The sequence below is a fragment of the Nostoc sp. EspVER01 genome, from assembly GCF_034530635.1.
Taxonomy (GTDB): Bacteria; Cyanobacteriota; Cyanobacteriia; order Cyanobacteriales; family Nostocaceae; genus Nostoc.
This window is the reverse complement of sequence record NZ_JAVRCS010000021.1, coordinates 42,611-61,729: the sequence shown is the minus strand read 5'-3', so window position 1 is coordinate 61,729 and position 19,119 is coordinate 42,611. Positions and strand designations below refer to the sequence as shown.

Here is a 19,119-nt window from a genome sequence, read left to right as displayed (position 1 = left end):
AAAAATGGCAAGCTCCGCGTCAATTTAGAAGTTCTTGAAAAACGAACCTGACGAAGAAATTTCTTTTGTCTTTCTGCATCGGATTAGTAAGGGATAATAAGCAAATACCACCTTAATTCTTTAGCAAAATCATTAGATTTCACAAAATCATTAGATTTCATAATTGAAATTCTTCGTTTCAGGTTCCCTGTTTACACTTTTACTCTGAAAAAGCGAACGTCTGCATCAATCTCTAGAATGAAGTTTACTGCATCTTTAGTTGCAATAAAATCATCCTCTAGGTATATCGACTTAATCTAGTTTTGGCAGAGTAATGGCTTTACTATTTATGTTCGGTTAGCTTGACTTTATCCAATTCCAAGAATTTTAATGATTATGCACTTGAGAGTAAATTTGTAAAGTATCAATTTATATAAAGATTCTTCTTAATCCCCTTTCATAAAAGGAGAAAAATAAATCTTTGCTTTAAACTTGATAAGTCTGCCTTATTACCTCTTCTATTGAACTTACCCGATGGAACACTTCTATTAATTCATGGGATCTTGTTTTTCGCTTCGCCAGTAGCACTTTTAATGGTGTCAAATAATGAACATCTGGATCGTCTCCTAAAGCAACTTCGGCTGCTTGCAAGACTTTTGTGGCATTCTCAAAAATATCTTCGTTGTCAAATGCTTCTTTTGCGGAAAGTTGGTGTAAGGCTGCATCGGGTACAGTTGCTCTACCTGGCAAGGTTTTATCTAATACCAAACCTTTCAATAATGCCAGCAAAGCTGCGTAGATGAAAAAATCATCACAGCTATCACAAGCCTTAAATTCGATGCGTCCCACTTCCGCCGGAATGCGGGCAATTTTTGTTAAGGAAGGTGTGCTATTAATCAGTTGTTCTTCTTTTTGAACAAAAACCAGAGTAGCTGGTCTTTTTCCAGTTCTGATAAATGTTCGTACCGATAGTCCATCCCATAAACCTCCATTATAAAAGGGAGAGCTATAACTAAAAGGAACGATATAGGGACTGTAATAAGTTAACTTTTTGCCAATATCAATCACATCTTCAGTTGACAAATCTGCCACTGAAATATTTAAATCTGGCCCATAAGATACCATGTGAATATTCGCAGTTTGTTCGTCAGGATAAGCTTCTAACTGTTTGATTTCATAATCGTTTAATGGGGGTTGAGGCTCAAAAGCTGGATTGTAAGGATTGAAACTAACCAAAACTGGTGATAAGCCAAAGTCAGCGGCAACCTTACGTAGCAAGTCAAAACTTTCTGATAATTCAGTAATAGCGCCTTGAATATTAGAATGGATAGTTGTTCTAATCTCAATACCTTTAACATGACAATCTATCACTTCATCAGAATCCGCAAATCTTTCAAATCCCTCAATGTACCATCTCTTCATTTTAATACCCGCATCGCCGACGCGGAGTTGAGGATAGTCACTGGGGTATGTGGGTAGCCTTGCAATAATTTGATTGAAATCAGCAAATTTTGTGTGGAAAAAATCAGCAAACTTTCCTTCTTTGTTTAAGAAAGCGACTTCATGTTCAATGCCAAAGAAAAACATTAATATATACCTTAATTTTTTAGAGTTAACCTAATTTAACTAATGCCAAGCGATCGCAATCCCATAGAGAAGGAAGTAACATCAGTAAACGATTCATTAGAGAAAAGCGTCGGCGATATTTAGCTGGCAGGTTCGCATACTTAGAAAACTCCATCACTCTGTAGCGCAAATTACAGTCTTGAACCTTATAAATATTTGAGATACTCCAATCGAATTCACTTTAAGCAGAAAAATTCTCAATAACGGTACAAATGGATTTTACCTTAAGACCGACTGTTGCGATTTGAAAACTTCTCTGATTTATTTTTCTGTGTTGCTTCTACTATCTTCATAGTCACTGGGTAGGGTAGCGTAGTAGTGACTGAGGAAAGCTTGAGACGTGAGTTTATGACAAGTACCGTTCAATCCCCCTACAGCAGCGAACAGATTGCCGCTTGGTTGCGTGGACTGCTTACTATTGCTTGGGCTGATGGTAATTTTGATGACCAAGAACAGGAATTAATTGCCAGCATCACCGAAAATGAATTAGCTCCTAAGATTAAATTCGATTCACTAGAGGTAATTACCGCAGAGGAATTAGCCGCAGCGTTGGGTAAAGGTACACCAGCCGCAGAAAATTTCTTAAGGACAGCGATAATGGTAGCGATCGCAGATGGTACTTATTCTCCCAGCGAAGATGAGGTTCTGCAACAGTTCTGCCAAGCCTTGGAACAGCCAGAGGAGTTACTCGAAGCCCTTCGCCAAACTCTGGAATACCCACAGCAAATTACCCCCACTATTGCCAGCCCTGGGCTGACAAAGCGTCAAATTAATGCCCTACACCCCCTGCAAGACTGGCTCGATGGGCTAGATATCCAAGACCCAAGAGTAGCCCGCTTTTTGTGTAAAATGATTCCTGCCCAGTGCCCTTTTGAGCGGGATGTCACCCTATTTGGACGCAAGATTGTGCATATACCACCGATGTGTAAAATTAACCCGTTATATGAGCAACTGGTAGGCTTACGTTTCCGCGCCCTCTCCTATTTAGCAGATAAATGCGGTGAAGATGTTTCACCATATATTTGAGTAGGGGGCAGGGGAGTAGGGGAAAAGGTTAAAGGTTAAAGGGAAAAGGAATAAATTTAATCTTTCCCCTTTTCCCCTTACCCCTTTCCCTTTCCCCATACCCAATGCCCAATAAATAGTTCTGTAGTTGAGTGGAAAATCTGACTCTGCTTTTGGGAATACTTGATTTATTCACCTGACTAATCTAGAACTCAGGCATTATCAATATGAAAGGGATTAAACCATCTCTATATTTTGTACCCTTTTCCTTACCTTTGTATTTGCTTTCTGGTTTAACAGCACAGGTACAAGCTCAGTCGTACCATGCCAATAAAACTTGGCAAGTTAGTCAAACATTTAAGCCACCACAGCGGGGAAAACCTCCCGCAAGTGCTGGTGGTTCTACCCGTGGTAGCTCTTGCCTAACAGGCAAAAAACTGATAATTCCCTTAATGCCTCCAGATAAATTAGGGTTGACATTTGCTCAACATCCAACATTTTTCTGGTATATACCTCCATCTCAACTCAAAACAGCCAAGTTTCTGCTCTTGACTGAAGACCAGAATATATTTTATGAAACCTCTTTTACACTTCCAAATAAACCAGGAATTATTAGCTTTAAACTTCCTGATAGTGCCCCTGCACTTGCTGTAGGTAAAACTTATCACTGGTACTTAACAATTGTTTGTAATACTCAAGACTCTAGTGAAAATCCGACTGTAGATGGTTGGGTGGAACGCACTCAGCCAGAAGTAACCTTGTCGCAAGCGTTAGCAAAGGCAAATTTGTACAAGTTGCCCACCATCTATGCAGAAGCTGGGATTTGGCATGAAGCGCTGACTAGTTTAGTGCAGCTACGCCGGACTGAGCCAAATAATTTCAAAGCAAGGCTGGATTGGAGACAATTTTTCAAGTCTGTAGGTTTGAATGCGATCGCTTCCGAACCATTGATTGATTGTTGCACATCTAAGAATTAACCACAAAATTCAAAAAGGGTATTGGACATTGGGAAAACTCCTAACTCCTAACTCCCAACTCCTAACTCAGCACTCAGCACAAAATATTATGTGGGCAAAGCTGAAACCGCACATCTGGCAATGGCGGGGTGTTTTACTTGCTGTTCCCAATATTACAGCTCTGGTGATTGCACTACGCTTGACTGGATTACTGCAATTGTTGGAATTAGCAGCACTAGATCAATTTTTTCTCCTCCGTCCACAAGAGCCGGCTGATACCCGCATTGTCATAGTTGAGATTAATGAGGCAGATGTCCGCAAGCAGGGACAATGGCCTATGCCTGATGGAAAACTTGCTAGTTTGTTAGAGAAAATCAAACAGCAAAAACCCAGAGCGATTGGTTTAGATATTTATCGTGATTTACCCGTCAATCCCGGTTATCAAGATTTACTTAAGGTTTTTAAGTCTACTCCTAATTTGATTGGAGTCCAAAAAGTCTCTGATACGATTGATAGTTCGGCGGTTGATTCATCTCCAGAACTGAAGAAACTTAATCAAATTGGGTCGAATGATTTACCCATAGATGGAGATGGCAAAATTCGACGAGCATTATTGTACGTAAATTTAAATCATGATGAGATTCTGGAAAGCTTTGGGCTAAAACTGGCATTGTTGTACTTGAAACCTGAAGGTATTACTGCCAAGCCATCGGCAACTAACTCTAATTACTTGCAGTTAAATCGGGGTGTTTTCCCAATTTTTGAAGCTAATGACGGAGGTTACGTCCGAGCCGATGCGGGGAGTTATCAAGTGCTGTTGAATTACCGAGGACGGATACAGCAGTTTACTAAAGTCTCTCTTACCGAAGTGCAAGAGAACCGCATCCCACGAGATTTAATGCGAGATAAGGTGGTATTAATTGGTGCTACCGCTGAGAGTTTGAAAGATTTATTCTATACGCCTTACAGCAGTAATGTCTTGACTGACCCGGAACGAATGGCGGGTGTAACAATTCATGCTAATTTGATTAGTCAAATTTTAAGTGCGGCAATGGAAGGTCGTCCACTGATTAAGTGTTTACCTGAGCCGCTAGAATGGCTATCAATTTTGATTTGGTCAATTATTGGTGCTAGCTTATGTTGGCTGCAACGCCACAGTAGCAACCAGAAAAACCTCATGGCTGTTAGTGTTTTGTTGGTAGGCGGCGGCTTAATTGGTGGCAGCTTTTTGGCGTTTTTGGCTGGTTGGTGGATTCCCGTTATCCCTTCAATGCTGGCTTTTGTTGGTTCTGCGATCGCACTTACTCAGTATATTGCTCAAAGTGCTACCGAGATGCGAAAAACCCTCGGTCGCTATCTAACTGATGAAATCGTCGCCAATATCCTCGAAACTCCTTCTGGATTAAAGCTAGGAGGAGAACGCCGAAAAGTTACGGTTCTTGTGTCTGATTTAAGAGGATTCTCGGCTATTTCCGAACAATTGCCCCCGGAAGAAGTAGTAAAGATTTTGAATCTTTATTTGGGAACAATGACAGATGTGATTAACCAATATAAAGGCACGATTAATGAGTTTATGGGTGATGGGATTTTTGTGATTTTTGGTGCGCCAATTAGTCGCAAAGATGATTCTGAACGAGCAATCGCTTGTGCTATTGCCATGCAATTGGCAATGGAACAAGTGAATGAACAAAATCAGCAAATGAATTTCCCAATCTTGGAAATGGGAATTGGGATTAATACAGGCGAGGCTGTGGCGGGAAATGTTGGTTCTCAAAAGCGCGCTCAATATACAGTCATTGGCAGTCATGTTAATTTGGCTGCTCGAATTGAGTCTTATACCGTGGGAGGACAAATTTTAATTTCCGAAAATACCTGTAAGGATGCCAATATTGACCTACAAATTGCTGGGCAATTACAAATAGAACCCAAGGGTATAAAACACCCTGTGACAATTTGTGAAATTCGTGGCATTGGCGGTAAATATAATTTATTCTTGCCTAAATATGATGAAGAAACGATCGTTCTCACTGAAAAAGTGCCTGTAGAATACTCCATTTTGCAGGGAAAACATGCAGTAGGAACAGTATTTACGGGGGAATTGATTAGCCTCTCAGAAAAAGGAGCGCAGCTGCAATCGCCACATTCTTTAGAACTCTTGAGTAATCTCAAACTCAAGTTATTGATTGAAGCAGAAATGGCTACAGAAGAAGATATCTACGCCAAGGTGATTGAACAGTCTCATGTTGACGAGCATCTTTTTCTACTTCGGTTTACAGCAGTTCCCCCAAAAGCTAACGCAATTCTCAATGCACTGCGTCAGCTGGGGTGAGATTAAGGTATCAATCTTGAAATGGCAACAAAGGGAGGTGTATGTAAATAGGATAAACCGAAAAATTAGGTAGTCTAGCTTTTTCTAAAACAGTAACAATTGTTGCTGATACAACCAAGCGATCGCGGTAATATTTTGGACTTAAGCCCGATCTAACTCCAATAACTCATAATTTTCAACGAATAATTAATAATTCGTAATTTCTGCTATGAAGCAACTCACTTGAGTTCTGGAGTTAAAAATATGATTTTTTCTAAAACTAAGATTCAATTACGTCCCAAGAACAAATGACAAACGGAAACAAATTTCAAAGATTAGTAGAACTTGCAAATGATTATGGAATTATTTGTGAACCAACACCAGAAGAATGTTTGATTGCATCCTTGCCTGGAGACGATGATTTCTTATTAGCTTTTACTTGGTCTGGTACTGTTGAGGGAGAGCCACCAGAGCATGAATTAATTGCAATTAGCGTACAAGATATAGTCAAAGAAGTTACCGTTGCAGCTTGGCAGATTCCTTTTTATTTATTCGGAAACGTTTTAAGACAGGCTCAGATGCTTGTCGCTGCCCACAAAGATTTTGTTAGCTAAGAGACAAGCCATATCTTAAAACTGCTATCCCTGTCAACTATCCGTGGCAGGGATTTTTATTTCAACTACTGCTTTAAAGATTTATAAAATATTCTCTGTCGAAAGTAAAAAAGAAACAATTAATCTTTTCTTTTATTAATTTTTTTAACCATTTTAATTCTCTTAACTGTCTTAACTGTCTTAACTGTCTCTTAATGTAGTTATTTAACTGTCTGCCTCACTTTTTTATACTTCCTGAAAAATTAGTATAAAAATTTACTTATATTTAGGAAGTTACAAAAATAGTAACAATATATAGTAACCACTATAGACAGTATTTATGCCCTTTTTATATGCTCTACAGGCTAAAATAAGCTGTGCAGCTTGGGAAGATGAGACAAGAACAATTACATAGTTACAAAGTCAAATTTATGACTTGTTATCACAGTTGCTATTATTTAGTTTTTTAAAGTTTAAGTAATTGTCTTTCATATTTATCTGCTTGCAAGTTCAGTAAAATCATGGTTTTATCAAGTTAACGACCAAGCGATAAAAAGCGGTTAGTTTGATAGCTATCTAATAGATAGTGAAGTTTAATGTGGCTATTGTCATATCAATTACGGTAATTACTAGTTATTAAAATACTTGCGCATTTATGTGTTTTTGCATCTATGCGTCAGTTCTAATAAGAAGTTTTCAACCGGATATGATATCAGTCGGCATAGTGGGTCAAGAACAAAATTCAAAGCCCTACATATCAAATAGCATTCCTGTCCAACAGCAAAAAGAAACGTCTCAGTTTTCAAGTTTGAATCTGTGTAAATTCAGGTAAGCAAGGAAAAGACAAATGGTTAATCCCGTAATATTGATTCCAGGACTAGCAGGATCGAGGCTAAAAACACATAATAAAAATCAGTCAGAAGAAGGCGTGACAGGCGGTAAACTGTGGGTCGGTCAAGATATGGCACCACCACCACCAGGTCAAACAATTCATAAAGTAGATGAACAGACAGAGGTAGAATATCCGCCATCAAATATAGTCGGACTTAATGCACCAGTATATCCTGTCACAATAGATCAACCTCCCGAAAATCCTGTTGTAACAAATTGGAAAAAGAATCTGAAATTGAAGGATATTAATGGCATAACCCCAGAAGTAGAAGCAGACCAAAATCCGCCGCTAACAAAAGATGACCCAAACATTCAATTTAATCGATTTGTAGATGGAATACAGGGGATTAAAAATTTAGCTGTTTCTCAAAGTGAGCTAGATGCTATACTTTTCGGAATAAACAACCCGCTCACTCCTGAAGAAGATCGAAAAGAACTCCAAGAATTGTACGCAGGTTTGCAAAAAGTGAATTACTTTTCAGAATTAGTAACTGCGTTATTAGACACTGATGAGTACCGAGGCGAAGCAGCTCTCTTGCCCGCAAATTTGGTAGCCCTTCCTTATGATTGGCGAATAGGCCCAACAGGTTTGGAACAGCGATATCAATATTTCTCTAAACTCAAGAGTACTATAGAGGAATTATACAAAGCTAAACCATTCATAGGTAAGCCAGATACTACACCTGTGGTAATAATAGCTCACAGTATGGGAAATAGGGTGACGCAATATTTCTTAGAGTGGATCAAAAACGATCCCTCCGCAGGACAAGCATGGATAGATGAACATATAGAACGATACATAGCAGTTAGCCCACCGTGGATAGGTGCGCCACTAGCAATTCGTCTGCTGTCAACAGATGATGGATTTAATTTGGGAGGGGCAAGTTTATCGGGCATTAAAAAGGCATTACAATCCTTTTCTAGCATTCCTTCGCTATTACCAGTAACAACAGCCCAGTACAAGTATTTCAACACAACAGATTTTTCGTTTATCAGAAATGAAGGTGTTGCTGAATCACAGACGATCGCTCCCGGTGACTTTAGAGCAGAAACAACCGAAAAGATATTACGACTTGGAGGAGCCGAAAGTACGACGCTGAAATATATCAAGGATTATTATGAACAAGATCCGAATTTCAGTGATGGAGAATTTGGGAGTAAAGCGGTAACAAGCCCACCCATCAAGAACATTGATGTCATTTATTCAACTGGTTTTAACACACCAGTAGGAGCATACTACTATCAAGAAAAAAGAGAACTCAAAGTAGCAAGTTACTTAGGTACACCCGAACAGCCTGTGGAGGACGGAAACTTCATTGTCATCAACGGAGTAAGATTGGAAAAAGCGGATACAACACAACAACTGATATCAGAGGATGGAGTCACTAATTCAGGAGATGGAGTAGTTGCATACGGAAGCTTGGCATACTTTAGGAGATGGCAGCTACACCGAGATGTTCCAAAACAAACAATAACTGCACATCCATTTGCTAAACCTCAAGGGACTGAACCTCCAGAATTAGTAGAAAAAGGGATTGATTTAAGCCATAACGCAATTTTACGACACCCAGAAGTAATCAAATTAATCTTCAGTTTGTTGGGGATATCAAAAGCAACGCCAACACCTGTTAGTGTATAAATTTTCAGAAGATTGATTGAAGGTTGACACAAAGGCGATGTTTGCTGCCGGCTGCGCTTACGCAGACTCTTAGCAAAGAGCGATCGCCTTTCTTTTTTTCAAGGAATGCTTTCAATAACTTAACGTGAGTTCGATGAACCTCTCCCTCCCAGCCTCCCTCTCCGAAACGGAAAGGGAGGAGCAACGAAAAATTAAGCTTTTTGCTCCCCTCTCCGTGTCGGAGAGGGGTTGGGGGAGAGGTCAAATAAGACTTGTCGAACTCACGTTAACTTACCTGAACTTCATCTTTTGACTAAATTCAATCAGCAAAATCTGCAATTGCTTTCTCAAAAGCTGCTTTTTCTTCTTCAAAAGCAGCTTTTGATTTCTCATTTCAGTATATTCAGTAAGCAAAAGCAGCTTTTTCTTCTTCAAAAGCAGCTTTTGATTTCTCATTTTGGTATATTCAGCAGGCAAAAGCAGCTTTTTATCCCTCATTTCGGTATATTCCGCAAGCAAAAGCAGCTTTTTATTTCTCAAAAACAGCTTTGACTTTCTCCTTTTGGCATATTCAGCAACGCCGAACGATTTTTAACTGTCTGCTACTCATTTCGTAATCAAAACGATAGCCTAAGAGAATCCAGCAACTTACACATATTGCCTCATGTTACCCAAACCCAAAAAACACTGGACACCCCAGCACTGGGCAAGTTGGAAACCCTTTGGCATTGGCGAACAGTACCCCAACAACTACTGGGAAGTATTTCGCGCAATTTGGTTATCTCGTAAGAAACTACCATACACGTGGAATATCCTAAATAAAGGTGTCTGCGATGGTTGCGCTCTCGGAACAACCGGGATGAAGGATTGGACATTAGATGGGATTCATCTCTGCAATGTTCGGTTGCGGTTGTTGCAGATGAATACGATGCCAGCTTTTGACCCTGTACTATTGGCGGATGTCTCGCAGTTGCAAAAGCAAAAAAGTGCCCAATTACGGGACTTGGGAAGACTTCCTTACCCGATGATTCGTCAACGAGGGGAAAAAGGCTTTCGCCGTGTGAGTTGGGATGAAGCTTTAGGGTTAATTAGCGATCGCATCCACTCCACTACACCAGACCGCCTCAGTTTTTATGTTACCAGTCGCGGTACTGTCAACGAAACTTATTATGCTACCCAAAAAGCTGTGCGGGCAATGGGAAGCAATAATATTGATAACGCTGCCCGCATTTGCCATTCTCCCAGTACAGCAGGATTGAAAGCTGCTTTGGGTGCTGGGGCTACCACCTGTTCTTATAAAGACTGGATTGGTACTGATTTATTAGTCTTCATTGGCTCTAACGTTGCCAATAATCAGCCTGTTACCGTTAAGTATCTTCATTACGCTAAAAAAGCTGGCACAAAGATTGTAGTTATTAATACTTACCGCGAACCAGGAATGGAGCGCTACTGGGTTCCTTCAATTATAGAAAGTGCCGTTTTCGGTACAAAGTTTGCCGAAGACTTCTTCTTAATCAACATGGGCGGGGATATCGCATTTTTAAATGGCACTATTAAACATATAATTGCTAACAACTGGGTAGACCAGTCATTTATAGATTTATACACAGGTGGCTTTGCCGAACTCAAAGCATCGTTAGAAAGCCAATCTTGGGAAGAATTAGAGCGGCTTTCTGGAACATCCCGCAAAGAAATGTACGCTTTTGCCAAAATGGTCAAAGAAGCGAATAAAGCCGTATTTGTTTGGAGTATGGGTATTACTCAGCATGAATGCGGCGAAGATAACGTGCGAAGTATCATTAATCTAGCTCTCACCAAAGGATTTGTCGGTCGGGAAGGCTGCGGTTTAATGCCAATTCGCGGTCACTCTGGGGTGCAGGGTGGTGCAGAGATGGGATGTTACGCGACAGTATTTCCTGGTGGTAAACCTATCACCCCAGAAAATGCTGCCCAATTGAGTCAACATTGGGGCTTTGAAGTGCCGGCAAGTAAAGGTTTAATTGCTCCAGAAATGATTCACGCCGCACATCAAGGAGAAATAGAAGTGTTGGTTTCTGTGGGTGGAAATTTTTTAGAAGTACTGCCAGAACCAGATTATGTGGAAGCGGCGCTGAAGCAAATACCCCTACGGGTACATATGGATATTGTTCTCTCCAGCCAAATGTTAGTGGAACCTGCCGATACTGTGGTGCTTTTACCTGCGACGACTCGCTACGAAATACCAGGAGGAGTCACAGAAACTAACACCGAACGCCGGGTAATTTTCAGTCCAGAAATTCCGGGGCCGCGCATTGGAGAAGCACGCCCAGAGTGGGAAGTCTTTTTAGAATTGGCAAGGCGGGTAAAACCAGATTTGGCAGATAAGCTAGCTTTTGCTGACACAGCTGCTATCCGTCAAGAAATTGCTCAAGTTGTCCCCCAATATGCCGGTATTCAAAATTTACAGCAAGCTGGCGATCAATTTCAATATGGTGGCTCACATTTGTGCTTTGGTTGGAATTTCCCAACGGCGGATGGTAAGGCACACTTTGGGGTATTATTGCCACGCCAAAGAGAATTACCAGAAGGTTATTTCTTATTAGCAACGCGCCGAGGCAAACAATTTAATAGTATGGTGCAGGAACGCAAGGATGCAATTACTGGGGCGATGCGAGAGGCGGTACTAATGAATGCTGCTGATGCTGTACAGTTGGGTTTAAAAGATCGCGATCGCGTCATTCTTAAGAATGATTTAGGCGAGTTATTATGTCAAGTCTATATTGCGCCAATTCAGTCAGGAAACTTGCAAGTACATTGGCCAGAAGGGAATGTGCTACTAGATAAAACTAAGCGATCGCTTGAAGGTGTACCCGATTATAATGCGATCGTGCGTCTGGAAAAACAAACCTAGATTACGGTAAGTTTATATAACCTATCTCACGCCAAAATTTGCAGCCATGTCCGCCGCCAAAGATTTTGAATTCCCAAATGATGTAATATTTCCTCTTGGGGATTTAGATAGTGACGAACCACCATTGGAAAGCGAATTACATCTACGCCAAATAATTCTGCTATTGCAATCTTTGGAATTGTGCTGGCGAAATCGCAATGACTTTTACGCTGCGGGTAATCTAACAATTTACTACAGTCAACGCCAGAAGAGATCAGAAGAATTCCGGGGGCCAGATTTTTTTGTCGTGCTGGGATGTGAACGCAAAATTCGTAAAAGTTGGGTTGTTTGGGAAGAAGACGGGAAATATCCCAACATAATTGTAGAACTTCTCTCTAATTCTACAACCGCAACTGACAAAGGTTTGAAAAAACAAATTTTTCAAGATATCTTTCGCACACCAGAATATTTTTGGTTCGATCCCAATAATTTAGAATTTGCTGGCTTTATCTTGATTGGCGGTACTTATGAACCGATAGAACCTAATTTTCAAGGATGGATGTGGAGTCAGCAGTTAAATTTGTACTTGGGTATTTATGAAAATAAATTGCGCTATTTCACTGCGGAAGGAAATCTAATTCCCACACCCGAAGAAGTCGCAGAACAAGAAAGACAACGTGCTGAACGCCTAGCAGCCAAATTGCGAGAACTGAACATTGACCCAGATACGATTTAACTCAATGGGAGAGAAAAGCAAATTTAACTGATTTTTTGTGATTATAGTAATTAAATATCATATCATGTCCGCTTGATTGCTTATTAAACCCGAAGAACCCCACCCCGCCAAAGCTGTGCTTTGTCTCCCCTCCCCGCCTGCGGGGAGGGGGTTGGGGGTGGGGTTATTTGGTTATTTTATTATGGGTAATTTGGCGGACATGATATCATTTATTTTCAACAACCTCTAGACCTGTTCTAGCTACTGATTTAAGATCAACATTCTGATTGTTTCGCAACACTACTATAGTGGTATTTTCATTGGGTAAATATGCAAGCAATGTTGCGAAGCCATAAGCTATACCACTATGCCCAATTGCTTTTGCTAAAGGAGATGAAAACCTTTCTACACCCAAGCCATAGCTATAGTCTGCGCCATTATCTTTAAATTTCAGCATTTCTTTCATCATCTTTGACGAAAGTAAAGTTTTTTTGACAAATAACGCTTTGGCGAACTTGGCTAAATCCTCTGCTGTTGAAACCAATCCACCATCACCCAAACCGTTGCCATCATTGACTTGGACGTAGCTATCTAGCTTACCATCTTTATTGCGATCGCCATAAACCTGTAGCGACTTCGCCAATTGTCGGTTCGCGCAATTCTGTAAAGGTATGTTTTAATCCCAAAGTTATTGACACCAGATGCTCCCAGCCAAGAACCTTTAGGTGTAGTAATATACATTACCGCACCAGGGATTTTCTGTTCTACAACTATCTCATTTAAAAGTTTCTGTAGTTGAGAACTTTTTCCTACGGTGGAGGTAGATATCACTTGTTTAGCAAGAGATTTTTCAATTACTCTCTGACTAATGTTATTAGCTACTAAATATCCTGTAAAACCAAGGGAAACCACAAAGACTATTGCAAATAAAATTTTGCTGAAAGCCAAAAGTTTTAGGTTCATTTTACTTACTAAACAGAAACCGAGGCCATCTAGCTCAACTGCATAAAGTAGTTGGTGAGCATCAACCTGACATCTGATATACAAATAGCATTACTTTGTTCCCAGATTAGGATCAAAATTTAAAGTCACCAACTCTCATAAATATGAAAATGCCAACTAAAAGCAAAACCAAAGCCACTGTCTGGGTTGTGGAAAATGGTAAAATGCGATCGCGTTTAGACCAACTCACCACCGAAGAACCTTTAGAAATTCGCCTCGTCCCTCTCCAGAAGACGGTAGCTGTAACAATGCGAACACCAGGAGCAGATTTTGAACTAGCTGCTGGTTTCCTCTACAGTGAAGGAGTCGTTAGCCGCAGAGAAGATATCCGACGTATTAGTTACTGCGTAGATGAATTGGTAGATGGTGAGCAGCGCCATAACATTGTAAATGTAGAACTGCGGGATGGCTTGATTCCAGACTTACAGCCTTTGGAGCGTCATTTCTACACTAGTAGCGCCTGTGGGGTGTGTGGTAAAGCTAGCCTTGAAGCTTTACGTCTGCGGGGATGTCCAGTGATTTCTTCTGGCCCAATGGTAACACCTGCGATCGTATACAGCCTACCAGATAAACTCCAGGCTGCTCAAGGTATATTTACTGCTACAGGGGGTTTACACGCTGCGGCTATCTTCGATACTCAAGGAAAACTATTAAATCTGTGGGAGGATGTTGGGCGACACAATGCTTTGGATAAATTGATTGGTACAGCTTTGCTCAGTGATCAGTTGCCTTTAAATAATTGTATTATTTTAGTTAGCGGGCGCTCTAGTTTTGAGATTTTGCAAAAGTCTACAACTGCTGGGGTTCCTATTGTTTGTTCTGTTTCTGCTCCTAGTAGTTTGGCGGTGTCTGTTGCCAAAGAATTTGGGATTACCTTAATTGGATTCCTGCGCGGAGAACGGTTCAATATTTACACTGGTTTACAAAGAATAAATGCTGTTTAAGAACACTTTCGTAGTGGCGTCGAGAGGCTAAATTGTTGCAAAAAAATTTGTAGGTTGGGTTGAGGAACGAAACCCAACACTTCCAATACGGTTCGGTTAAGGTTTTTTGATGAAAATTATAAATCGCAAAGACGCGATGAATCGCGTCTCTTGCCTTAATATCCGATCAATGTTGGGTTGGGTTGAGCAACGCGAAACCCAACCTACTTGATTTATCCGCTCATATTTTGGGCTTTTTAAAGCTTGAAATAACCAATCTTCGTTCCAAATTTCTCCACCTTGAAAAGCTAGTTCTATAATCATTCTGGACATTCGCATGAAGTGCCATTGGGTATACTGCTACATGCACACCCTTTGGATTGAAGCGTGGTCGCCGCATCTAAGCATATTTTCTGTCCGTTGCTAGTATTTGAAGTACAATCGATTACAACGGCTTGTGTCATACCTCCATTCGATAATTTCATAGATGTGATGAGTGTTATAGGTGTCCGCAAGCGAGCAACTAAAAGACTTTGCACTACCGAATATGAGCGAGAATTTCGTAATAACTCCGATCCATCCAGGCTCTGCTTCCCTCTTTGGCTCTGACCATACACTTCATTTCCAGAAAGTAACACACCAATTAGAAACAAGCCAAACATGAGGTGCTTTAACGTTAACCCAAATTTCTTTCCGACTCGTGTTACATGCATTGCAATCTTCTCCTCTTTTCAATCAAAAGATTTTATGCTAATTAACAGACTACTAAGCAAAGATAAGGGCTTCACCTCTTAGTAATCTCTTGCCTCCTTGTATTACAAATCCGTATTTTCCAGTATTAATATTGTTTTTGCAGGGCAAGTTATTTTTAACATAAAACACCGCCCCAAAATCTTGACAAAATACAGTTTCTAATATATATGTACCCAATTTAAAATATAAATTTATTAACCTAAAGATAGATAATGTACTAAACCTTTAGATAGATTTTTTAGCTCACGCTTGCAATAATGAGGCTGTTACTTTTGGACACTCATAGTTAAGATAGGCGATCAATTTACTCTAAAAAAAGTAATCAATTGATTACAAAAGAGTTTATGCCTGAAAAGGAAGCTCGTTCAGGAATTGCTAAGTTTTTTCTTGGTTCAAAAGAAGAGTATAGAAATCCTTTCAGCTTATCGATCTAGTACCGCAAGGCGGGATTAAAAATTAAAAATAAATACAGCATAAGGTTTTCGTTGATTTAGAATGATTGGTTTATTTCCACCGTGTTGTACTAGCTAAATCTTAGTTAAGGCAAGAGACGCGATAAAAACGCCGTCTCTACAAAAGACTAATTATTGTAGAGACGGCGATTTATCGCATCTTTAGCGATACTAGAATTCAGATGAGATATTAGCTAATTTAGTCCATTAGATGCTGCTGTACTTGTGAAACTAGTTCATTTGTCCAGTAGTTGGTGAGTTCGGCATTGGCTGCTTCCACCATTACTCTGATGACTGGTTCTGTGCCAGAGGCGCGAACCAAAATTCTGCCGGAATCGCCCATTGCAGCTTCAGCAAGAGCGATCGCTTTTTGTACAGGTTGACAATCTTGCCATCCCAAACGGCGATCGCGATCGACAACGCGCACGTTGCGCAACAATTGTGGATAGGTTTGGAAGCTTCGATCTACTAATTCGCTCAAGGGAACACCCGCCTCTCTCACCAAAGATGCTATGTGTAATGCTGTTAACAAGCCATCTCCAGTTACGGCATAGTGACGGCAAAGAATATGCCCTGATTGTTCGCCACCTAGCATTCCCCCAGTGCGCTGCATTTCGGCTTGCACGTATTGGTCGCCGACTGCGGTACGAATTAAGTTACCACCAATTTGCTGCCAAGCTTTCTCAAAGCCTAAGTTGGCCATGACTGTAGATACAATCAAGTTGTCTGGCAATTGTTGGTTTTGTTGTAAGTGCCGTCCCCACAGGTAGAGAATGTAATCGCCGTTAACTTGCCTGCCTGTATTGTCTACTGCTAAGACGCGATCGGCATCGCCATCGAAGCCAAAGCCGATGTCGGCGTTGTGTTCTTGTACCGTTGCTGCCAGAATGTCTAGGTGCGTAGAACCACAGTTAACATTAATGCGATCGCCATCTGCTTCGTTATGCAAGCAGATTACCTCCGCTCCCATTTGTGTAAATACTGATGGTGCTAACCCAACTGCGGCTCCCCACGCCAAGTCTAAAACAATCTTCATTCCCTGAAGATTCAAAGCACCGTTTAAGGGTTTTTTCAACGCCGAGCTATAATCTTCCACTAACTCGAAACGTGAGTAATGCCGTCCGCAATTACTGACTCTCGCGATCGGTGATATCTTGCCACGCAGTCCCGCTTCAATTTCTGTCTGCAATATTTGCGGTAACTTCCCACCATTGCCACCAAAAACCTTAATCCCATTGTCTTCTGGAGGATTGTGGCTGGCAGAAATCATCACTCCGCCAATGGCATCACTGATACTGGTGAGATAGGCAACGCAAGGAGTGGGGCATAATCCCAAATACCAAACCTCTAACCCCGCTGCTGTTAACCCTGCACTCAAAGCCATTGCCAGCATATCGCTGGAGTTTCTAGAATCCTGTCCGAGAATGACTGGCCCTACTTGAGTAGTATGGTTACGTAAAACAATCCCCGTCCAAAAACCAACTTGCAATGCTAGAGGCGCATTCAGTAATTCTCCCACTCGTCCGCGAATCCCATCTGTGCCAAATAAGGGATTTGCTGGTAATGGGATTAAATTCAGTCCAAAACTGCTCTCAATCCCTTTGCCCAATCCCTCAACTTCAGAAGTAGAACCCCCAGAAATGCCCGATGTCCGAGTTATAGATGAAACCATATTTTTAAACACTCCACACAATCACACTGAAAAATAAATAGCACTTAAGACTTTATTCAGCAATTTTGACATGCTTTTTCTCTTTAGAAATTCATTCTAGATCGAGATGTATTTACGTAATAATACTGAATTTTTCTTTCTTGGATTGTAAATCTTTGATAAAGTCAGTATTGGTTTTTACGTTATTAGTAAAGTCTCCACATCTTAGCTAATTATTCCTTTTATGCCGACAAATTTCGTTTTGATTTTTATCTGTATTAGTTCACACTTTATAATGCTACATACTAAGTAATAATGTAATAAATATTACTTTTGGCGCATCACAAAGATTTTCAACCAAGCTGAAAATGAAAGCAAAATTCAGCTAATAACAACAAAAAATCAAAATACTGAAATCTAAAATTCTGTTCTCTTAGCCTTGTTGCTGTGTAAAAAACGACAGAATCATCGCAGCTTAAAAAATTTTAATATAAATTCTCATCAAATAGTTTTAAGGTAACGTTTTAATGGCTTTTTTAGCCGTTAGTGAATCAAAACTCCGGCAGTTAACTTTTTAAAGTTGAGAAATTTAGCATGAGCAGCAATTTAGCAACCAAATTACGTGTAGGCACTAAGAAAGCCCACACAATGGCAGAAAATGTAGGTTTTGTCAAGTGCTTTTTAAAAGGAGTAGTGGAAAAAAACTCTTACCGGAAACTTGTTGCTAACTTCTACTTCGTCTACTCAGCGATGGAAGAGGAAATAGAAAAGCACCGCCAGCACCCAATAGTTTCTAAAATTAACTTTCCTCAGCTAAACCGCAAGCATAGCTTAGAGCAAGACCTGAGTTATTATTTTGGTGCAAACTGGAGAGAGCAAATCAAACTATCTCCCGCAGGTGAAGCTTATGTAGAGCGCATCCGAGAAATATCTGCTACAGAACCGGAATTGTTAATCGCCCATTCATACACTCGTTACATAGGTGACTTATCCGGGGGACAAATTCTCAAAAATATTGCTGTAACAGCGATGAATTTGTCTGATGGACAAGGAACAGCCTTTTATGAGTTTCCAGAAATTCCTGATGAGAAGGCATTCAAAACCAAATATCGGCAAACTTTGGATGAATTACCCCTTGACGAGGCGGCAACCGATCGCATCGTTGATGAAGCTAACGCCGCCTTTGGCACGAACATGAAGCTATTCCAGGAATTGGAAGGTAATTTAATTAAGTCGATCGGTGTGATGCTTTATAATAGTCTTACACGGCGTCGTACACGTGGTAGTACTGAACTCGTCACAGCTGAGTAATCGTGTTGAGATTGCGGAGTATGGTGTGTGGAGTCATAAATTTAGATAGCCTGATGAAGGATTAATTCATAGGTGTTTCTGGCGAAAGAGCGATCGACGCTCAAAATATTTAGGGGCAATAGCCTTGTGACTGCTTTTGAGATGTGAAAGCAAGCATGGGGAGATTGCCCCTCAATTATGTTTAAGAAGCAATTAAATTCTTGAGAGCATTTTGAGCATCAGCGTTTTCTGGATCTATTTGCAGTTTGTGCCGCACAACTCAAGAACAACGGCAATATTTTCAGCCTTACCATAGACTTTCAGCTTAAAATAACTAAGTCAACTAATTTTGGATTTTAGATTTTAAATTTTGGATTTGGGATTTTTTCCGCCCACCAGGGACGGGGCATGAACCAAAAAAAATCTAAAAGACGCTCTCTACGAGACGCTGCGCGTAGCTTGCTTCTCTGTAAGAGTACGCGGACTCG

Annotated in this window: 16 protein-coding genes; 9 read left to right on the top strand and 7 right to left on the bottom strand. The window is 40.5% G+C overall.

What is annotated here, in order from left to right:
• Window positions 1-465: 465 nt before the first annotated feature.
• Together RMX69_RS18320 and RMX69_RS18315 are read right to left on the bottom strand one after the other, a co-directional pair.
• Window positions 466-1,566 (bottom strand): glutamate-cysteine ligase family protein, encoded by a 1,101-nt coding sequence (locus RMX69_RS18320; protein ID WP_289799575.1) that lies wholly within the window; start codon window positions 1,564-1,566, stop codon window positions 466-468.
• Window positions 1,567-1,591: 25 nt separating this feature from the next.
• Window positions 1,592-1,723: a hypothetical protein gene (locus tag RMX69_RS18315; RefSeq protein ID WP_322638299.1), complete on the bottom strand. Its 132-nt coding sequence runs from the start codon at window positions 1,721-1,723 to the stop codon at window positions 1,592-1,594.
• Between the two features lie 230 nt (window positions 1,724-1,953).
• Between RMX69_RS18315 and RMX69_RS18310 the strand changes: the two genes are divergently transcribed.
• The 5 genes from RMX69_RS18310 to RMX69_RS18290 all read left to right on the top strand — a co-directional run bounded on the left by RMX69_RS18310 (window position 1,954) and on the right by RMX69_RS18290 (window position 8,997).
• On the top strand, window positions 1,954-2,631 hold the full coding sequence (locus tag RMX69_RS18310) for a Mo-dependent nitrogenase C-terminal domain-containing protein (protein WP_289799577.1): 678 nt from the start codon (window positions 1,954-1,956) through the stop codon (window positions 2,629-2,631).
• Between the two features lie 206 nt (window positions 2,632-2,837).
• Window positions 2,838-3,587, top strand: coding sequence for a DUF928 domain-containing protein (locus RMX69_RS18305; RefSeq protein WP_289799578.1), 750 nt, complete (start codon window positions 2,838-2,840; stop codon window positions 3,585-3,587).
• Window positions 3,588-3,675: 88 nt separating this feature from the next.
• Complete coding sequence (locus RMX69_RS18300; protein WP_322638335.1) at window positions 3,676-5,895, top strand: adenylate/guanylate cyclase domain-containing protein; 2,220 nt, start codon at window positions 3,676-3,678, stop codon at window positions 5,893-5,895.
• Window positions 5,896-6,182: 287 nt separating this feature from the next.
• Window positions 6,183-6,488, top strand: coding sequence for a hypothetical protein (locus RMX69_RS18295; protein WP_094352832.1), 306 nt, complete (start codon window positions 6,183-6,185; stop codon window positions 6,486-6,488).
• A gap of 826 nt (window positions 6,489-7,314) precedes the next feature.
• Window positions 7,315-8,997 carry a lipase/acyltransferase domain-containing protein gene (locus RMX69_RS18290; RefSeq protein ID WP_322638298.1) on the top strand — a complete coding sequence of 561 codons (1,683 nt, stop codon included), beginning with the start codon at window positions 7,315-7,317 and terminating at the stop codon, window positions 8,995-8,997.
• Window positions 8,998-9,267: 270 nt separating this feature from the next.
• Here the strand turns inward: RMX69_RS18290 and RMX69_RS18285 are convergent, their stop codons facing one another.
• Window positions 9,268-9,516 (bottom strand): hypothetical protein, encoded by a 249-nt coding sequence (locus tag RMX69_RS18285; RefSeq protein WP_289799581.1) that lies wholly within the window; start codon window positions 9,514-9,516, stop codon window positions 9,268-9,270.
• Window positions 9,517-9,640: 124 nt separating this feature from the next.
• Between RMX69_RS18285 and RMX69_RS18280 the strand changes: the two genes are divergently transcribed.
• Complete coding sequence (locus tag RMX69_RS18280; RefSeq protein WP_322638297.1) at window positions 9,641-11,866, top strand: FdhF/YdeP family oxidoreductase; 2,226 nt, start codon at window positions 9,641-9,643, stop codon at window positions 11,864-11,866.
• A gap of 46 nt (window positions 11,867-11,912) precedes the next feature.
• Window positions 11,913-12,581 carry a Uma2 family endonuclease gene (locus RMX69_RS18275; protein WP_289799582.1) on the top strand — a complete coding sequence of 223 codons (669 nt, stop codon included), beginning with the start codon at window positions 11,913-11,915 and terminating at the stop codon, window positions 12,579-12,581.
• Between the two features lie 205 nt (window positions 12,582-12,786).
• Here the strand turns inward: RMX69_RS18275 and RMX69_RS18270 are convergent, their stop codons facing one another.
• A complete protein-coding gene (locus RMX69_RS18270; RefSeq protein WP_322638296.1) occupies window positions 12,787-13,203 on the bottom strand; it encodes a serine hydrolase in 417 nt (138 codons plus the stop codon).
• Window positions 13,152-13,523, bottom strand: a complete 372-nt coding sequence (locus RMX69_RS18265; RefSeq protein WP_322638295.1) for a hypothetical protein — start codon at window positions 13,521-13,523, stop codon at window positions 13,152-13,154. The genes RMX69_RS18270 and RMX69_RS18265 overlap by 52 nt, the downstream gene beginning before the upstream one ends.
• A gap of 143 nt (window positions 13,524-13,666) precedes the next feature.
• Between RMX69_RS18265 and fdhD the strand changes: the two genes are divergently transcribed.
• The gene (fdhD, locus tag RMX69_RS18260) at window positions 13,667-14,506 is read left to right on the top strand and encodes a formate dehydrogenase accessory sulfurtransferase FdhD (RefSeq protein WP_322638294.1); all 840 of its coding nucleotides are present in this window, start codon (window positions 13,667-13,669) and stop codon (window positions 14,504-14,506) included.
• 96 nt (window positions 14,507-14,602) lie between these two features.
• Here fdhD and RMX69_RS18255 read toward each other — a convergent pair whose 3' ends face one another.
• A complete protein-coding gene (locus tag RMX69_RS18255; RefSeq protein ID WP_322638293.1) occupies window positions 14,603-14,809 on the bottom strand; it encodes a hypothetical protein in 207 nt (68 codons plus the stop codon).
• Window positions 14,810-15,889: 1,080 nt separating this feature from the next.
• Window positions 15,890-17,362, bottom strand: coding sequence for a phosphoglucosamine mutase (glmM, locus tag RMX69_RS18250; protein ID WP_322638292.1), 1,473 nt, complete (start codon window positions 17,360-17,362; stop codon window positions 15,890-15,892).
• Between the two features lie 573 nt (window positions 17,363-17,935).
• Between glmM and RMX69_RS18245 the strand changes: the two genes are divergently transcribed.
• Window positions 17,936-18,652, top strand: coding sequence for a heme oxygenase (biliverdin-producing) (locus RMX69_RS18245; protein WP_322638291.1), 717 nt, complete (start codon window positions 17,936-17,938; stop codon window positions 18,650-18,652).
• Window positions 18,653-19,119 lie beyond the last annotated feature (467 nt).

Coding starts and splice junctions, on each gene's coding strand:
- RMX69_RS18320 (WP_289799575.1), bottom strand. CDS start 1,566: ATGTTTTTCTTTGGCATTGAACATGAAGTCGCTTTCTTAAACAAAGAA.
- RMX69_RS18310 (WP_289799577.1), top strand. CDS start 1,954: ATGACAAGTACCGTTCAATCCCCCTACAGCAGCGAACAGATTGCCGCT.
- RMX69_RS18305 (WP_289799578.1), top strand. CDS start 2,838: ATGAAAGGGATTAAACCATCTCTATATTTTGTACCCTTTTCCTTACCT.
- RMX69_RS18300 (WP_322638335.1), top strand. CDS start 3,676: ATGTGGGCAAAGCTGAAACCGCACATCTGGCAATGGCGGGGTGTTTTA.
- RMX69_RS18295 (WP_094352832.1), top strand. CDS start 6,183: ATGACAAACGGAAACAAATTTCAAAGATTAGTAGAACTTGCAAATGAT.
- RMX69_RS18290 (WP_322638298.1), top strand. CDS start 7,315: ATGGTTAATCCCGTAATATTGATTCCAGGACTAGCAGGATCGAGGCTA.
- RMX69_RS18280 (WP_322638297.1), top strand. CDS start 9,641: ATGTTACCCAAACCCAAAAAACACTGGACACCCCAGCACTGGGCAAGT.
- RMX69_RS18275 (WP_289799582.1), top strand. CDS start 11,913: ATGTCCGCCGCCAAAGATTTTGAATTCCCAAATGATGTAATATTTCCT.
- RMX69_RS18265 (WP_322638295.1), bottom strand. CDS start 13,523: ATGAACCTAAAACTTTTGGCTTTCAGCAAAATTTTATTTGCAATAGTC.
- fdhD (WP_322638294.1), top strand. CDS start 13,667: ATGAAAATGCCAACTAAAAGCAAAACCAAAGCCACTGTCTGGGTTGTG.
- RMX69_RS18255 (WP_322638293.1), bottom strand. CDS start 14,809: ATGATTATAGAACTAGCTTTTCAAGGTGGAGAAATTTGGAACGAAGAT.
- glmM (WP_322638292.1), bottom strand. CDS start 17,362: ATGGTTTCATCTATAACTCGGACATCGGGCATTTCTGGGGGTTCTACT.
- RMX69_RS18245 (WP_322638291.1), top strand. CDS start 17,936: ATGAGCAGCAATTTAGCAACCAAATTACGTGTAGGCACTAAGAAAGCC.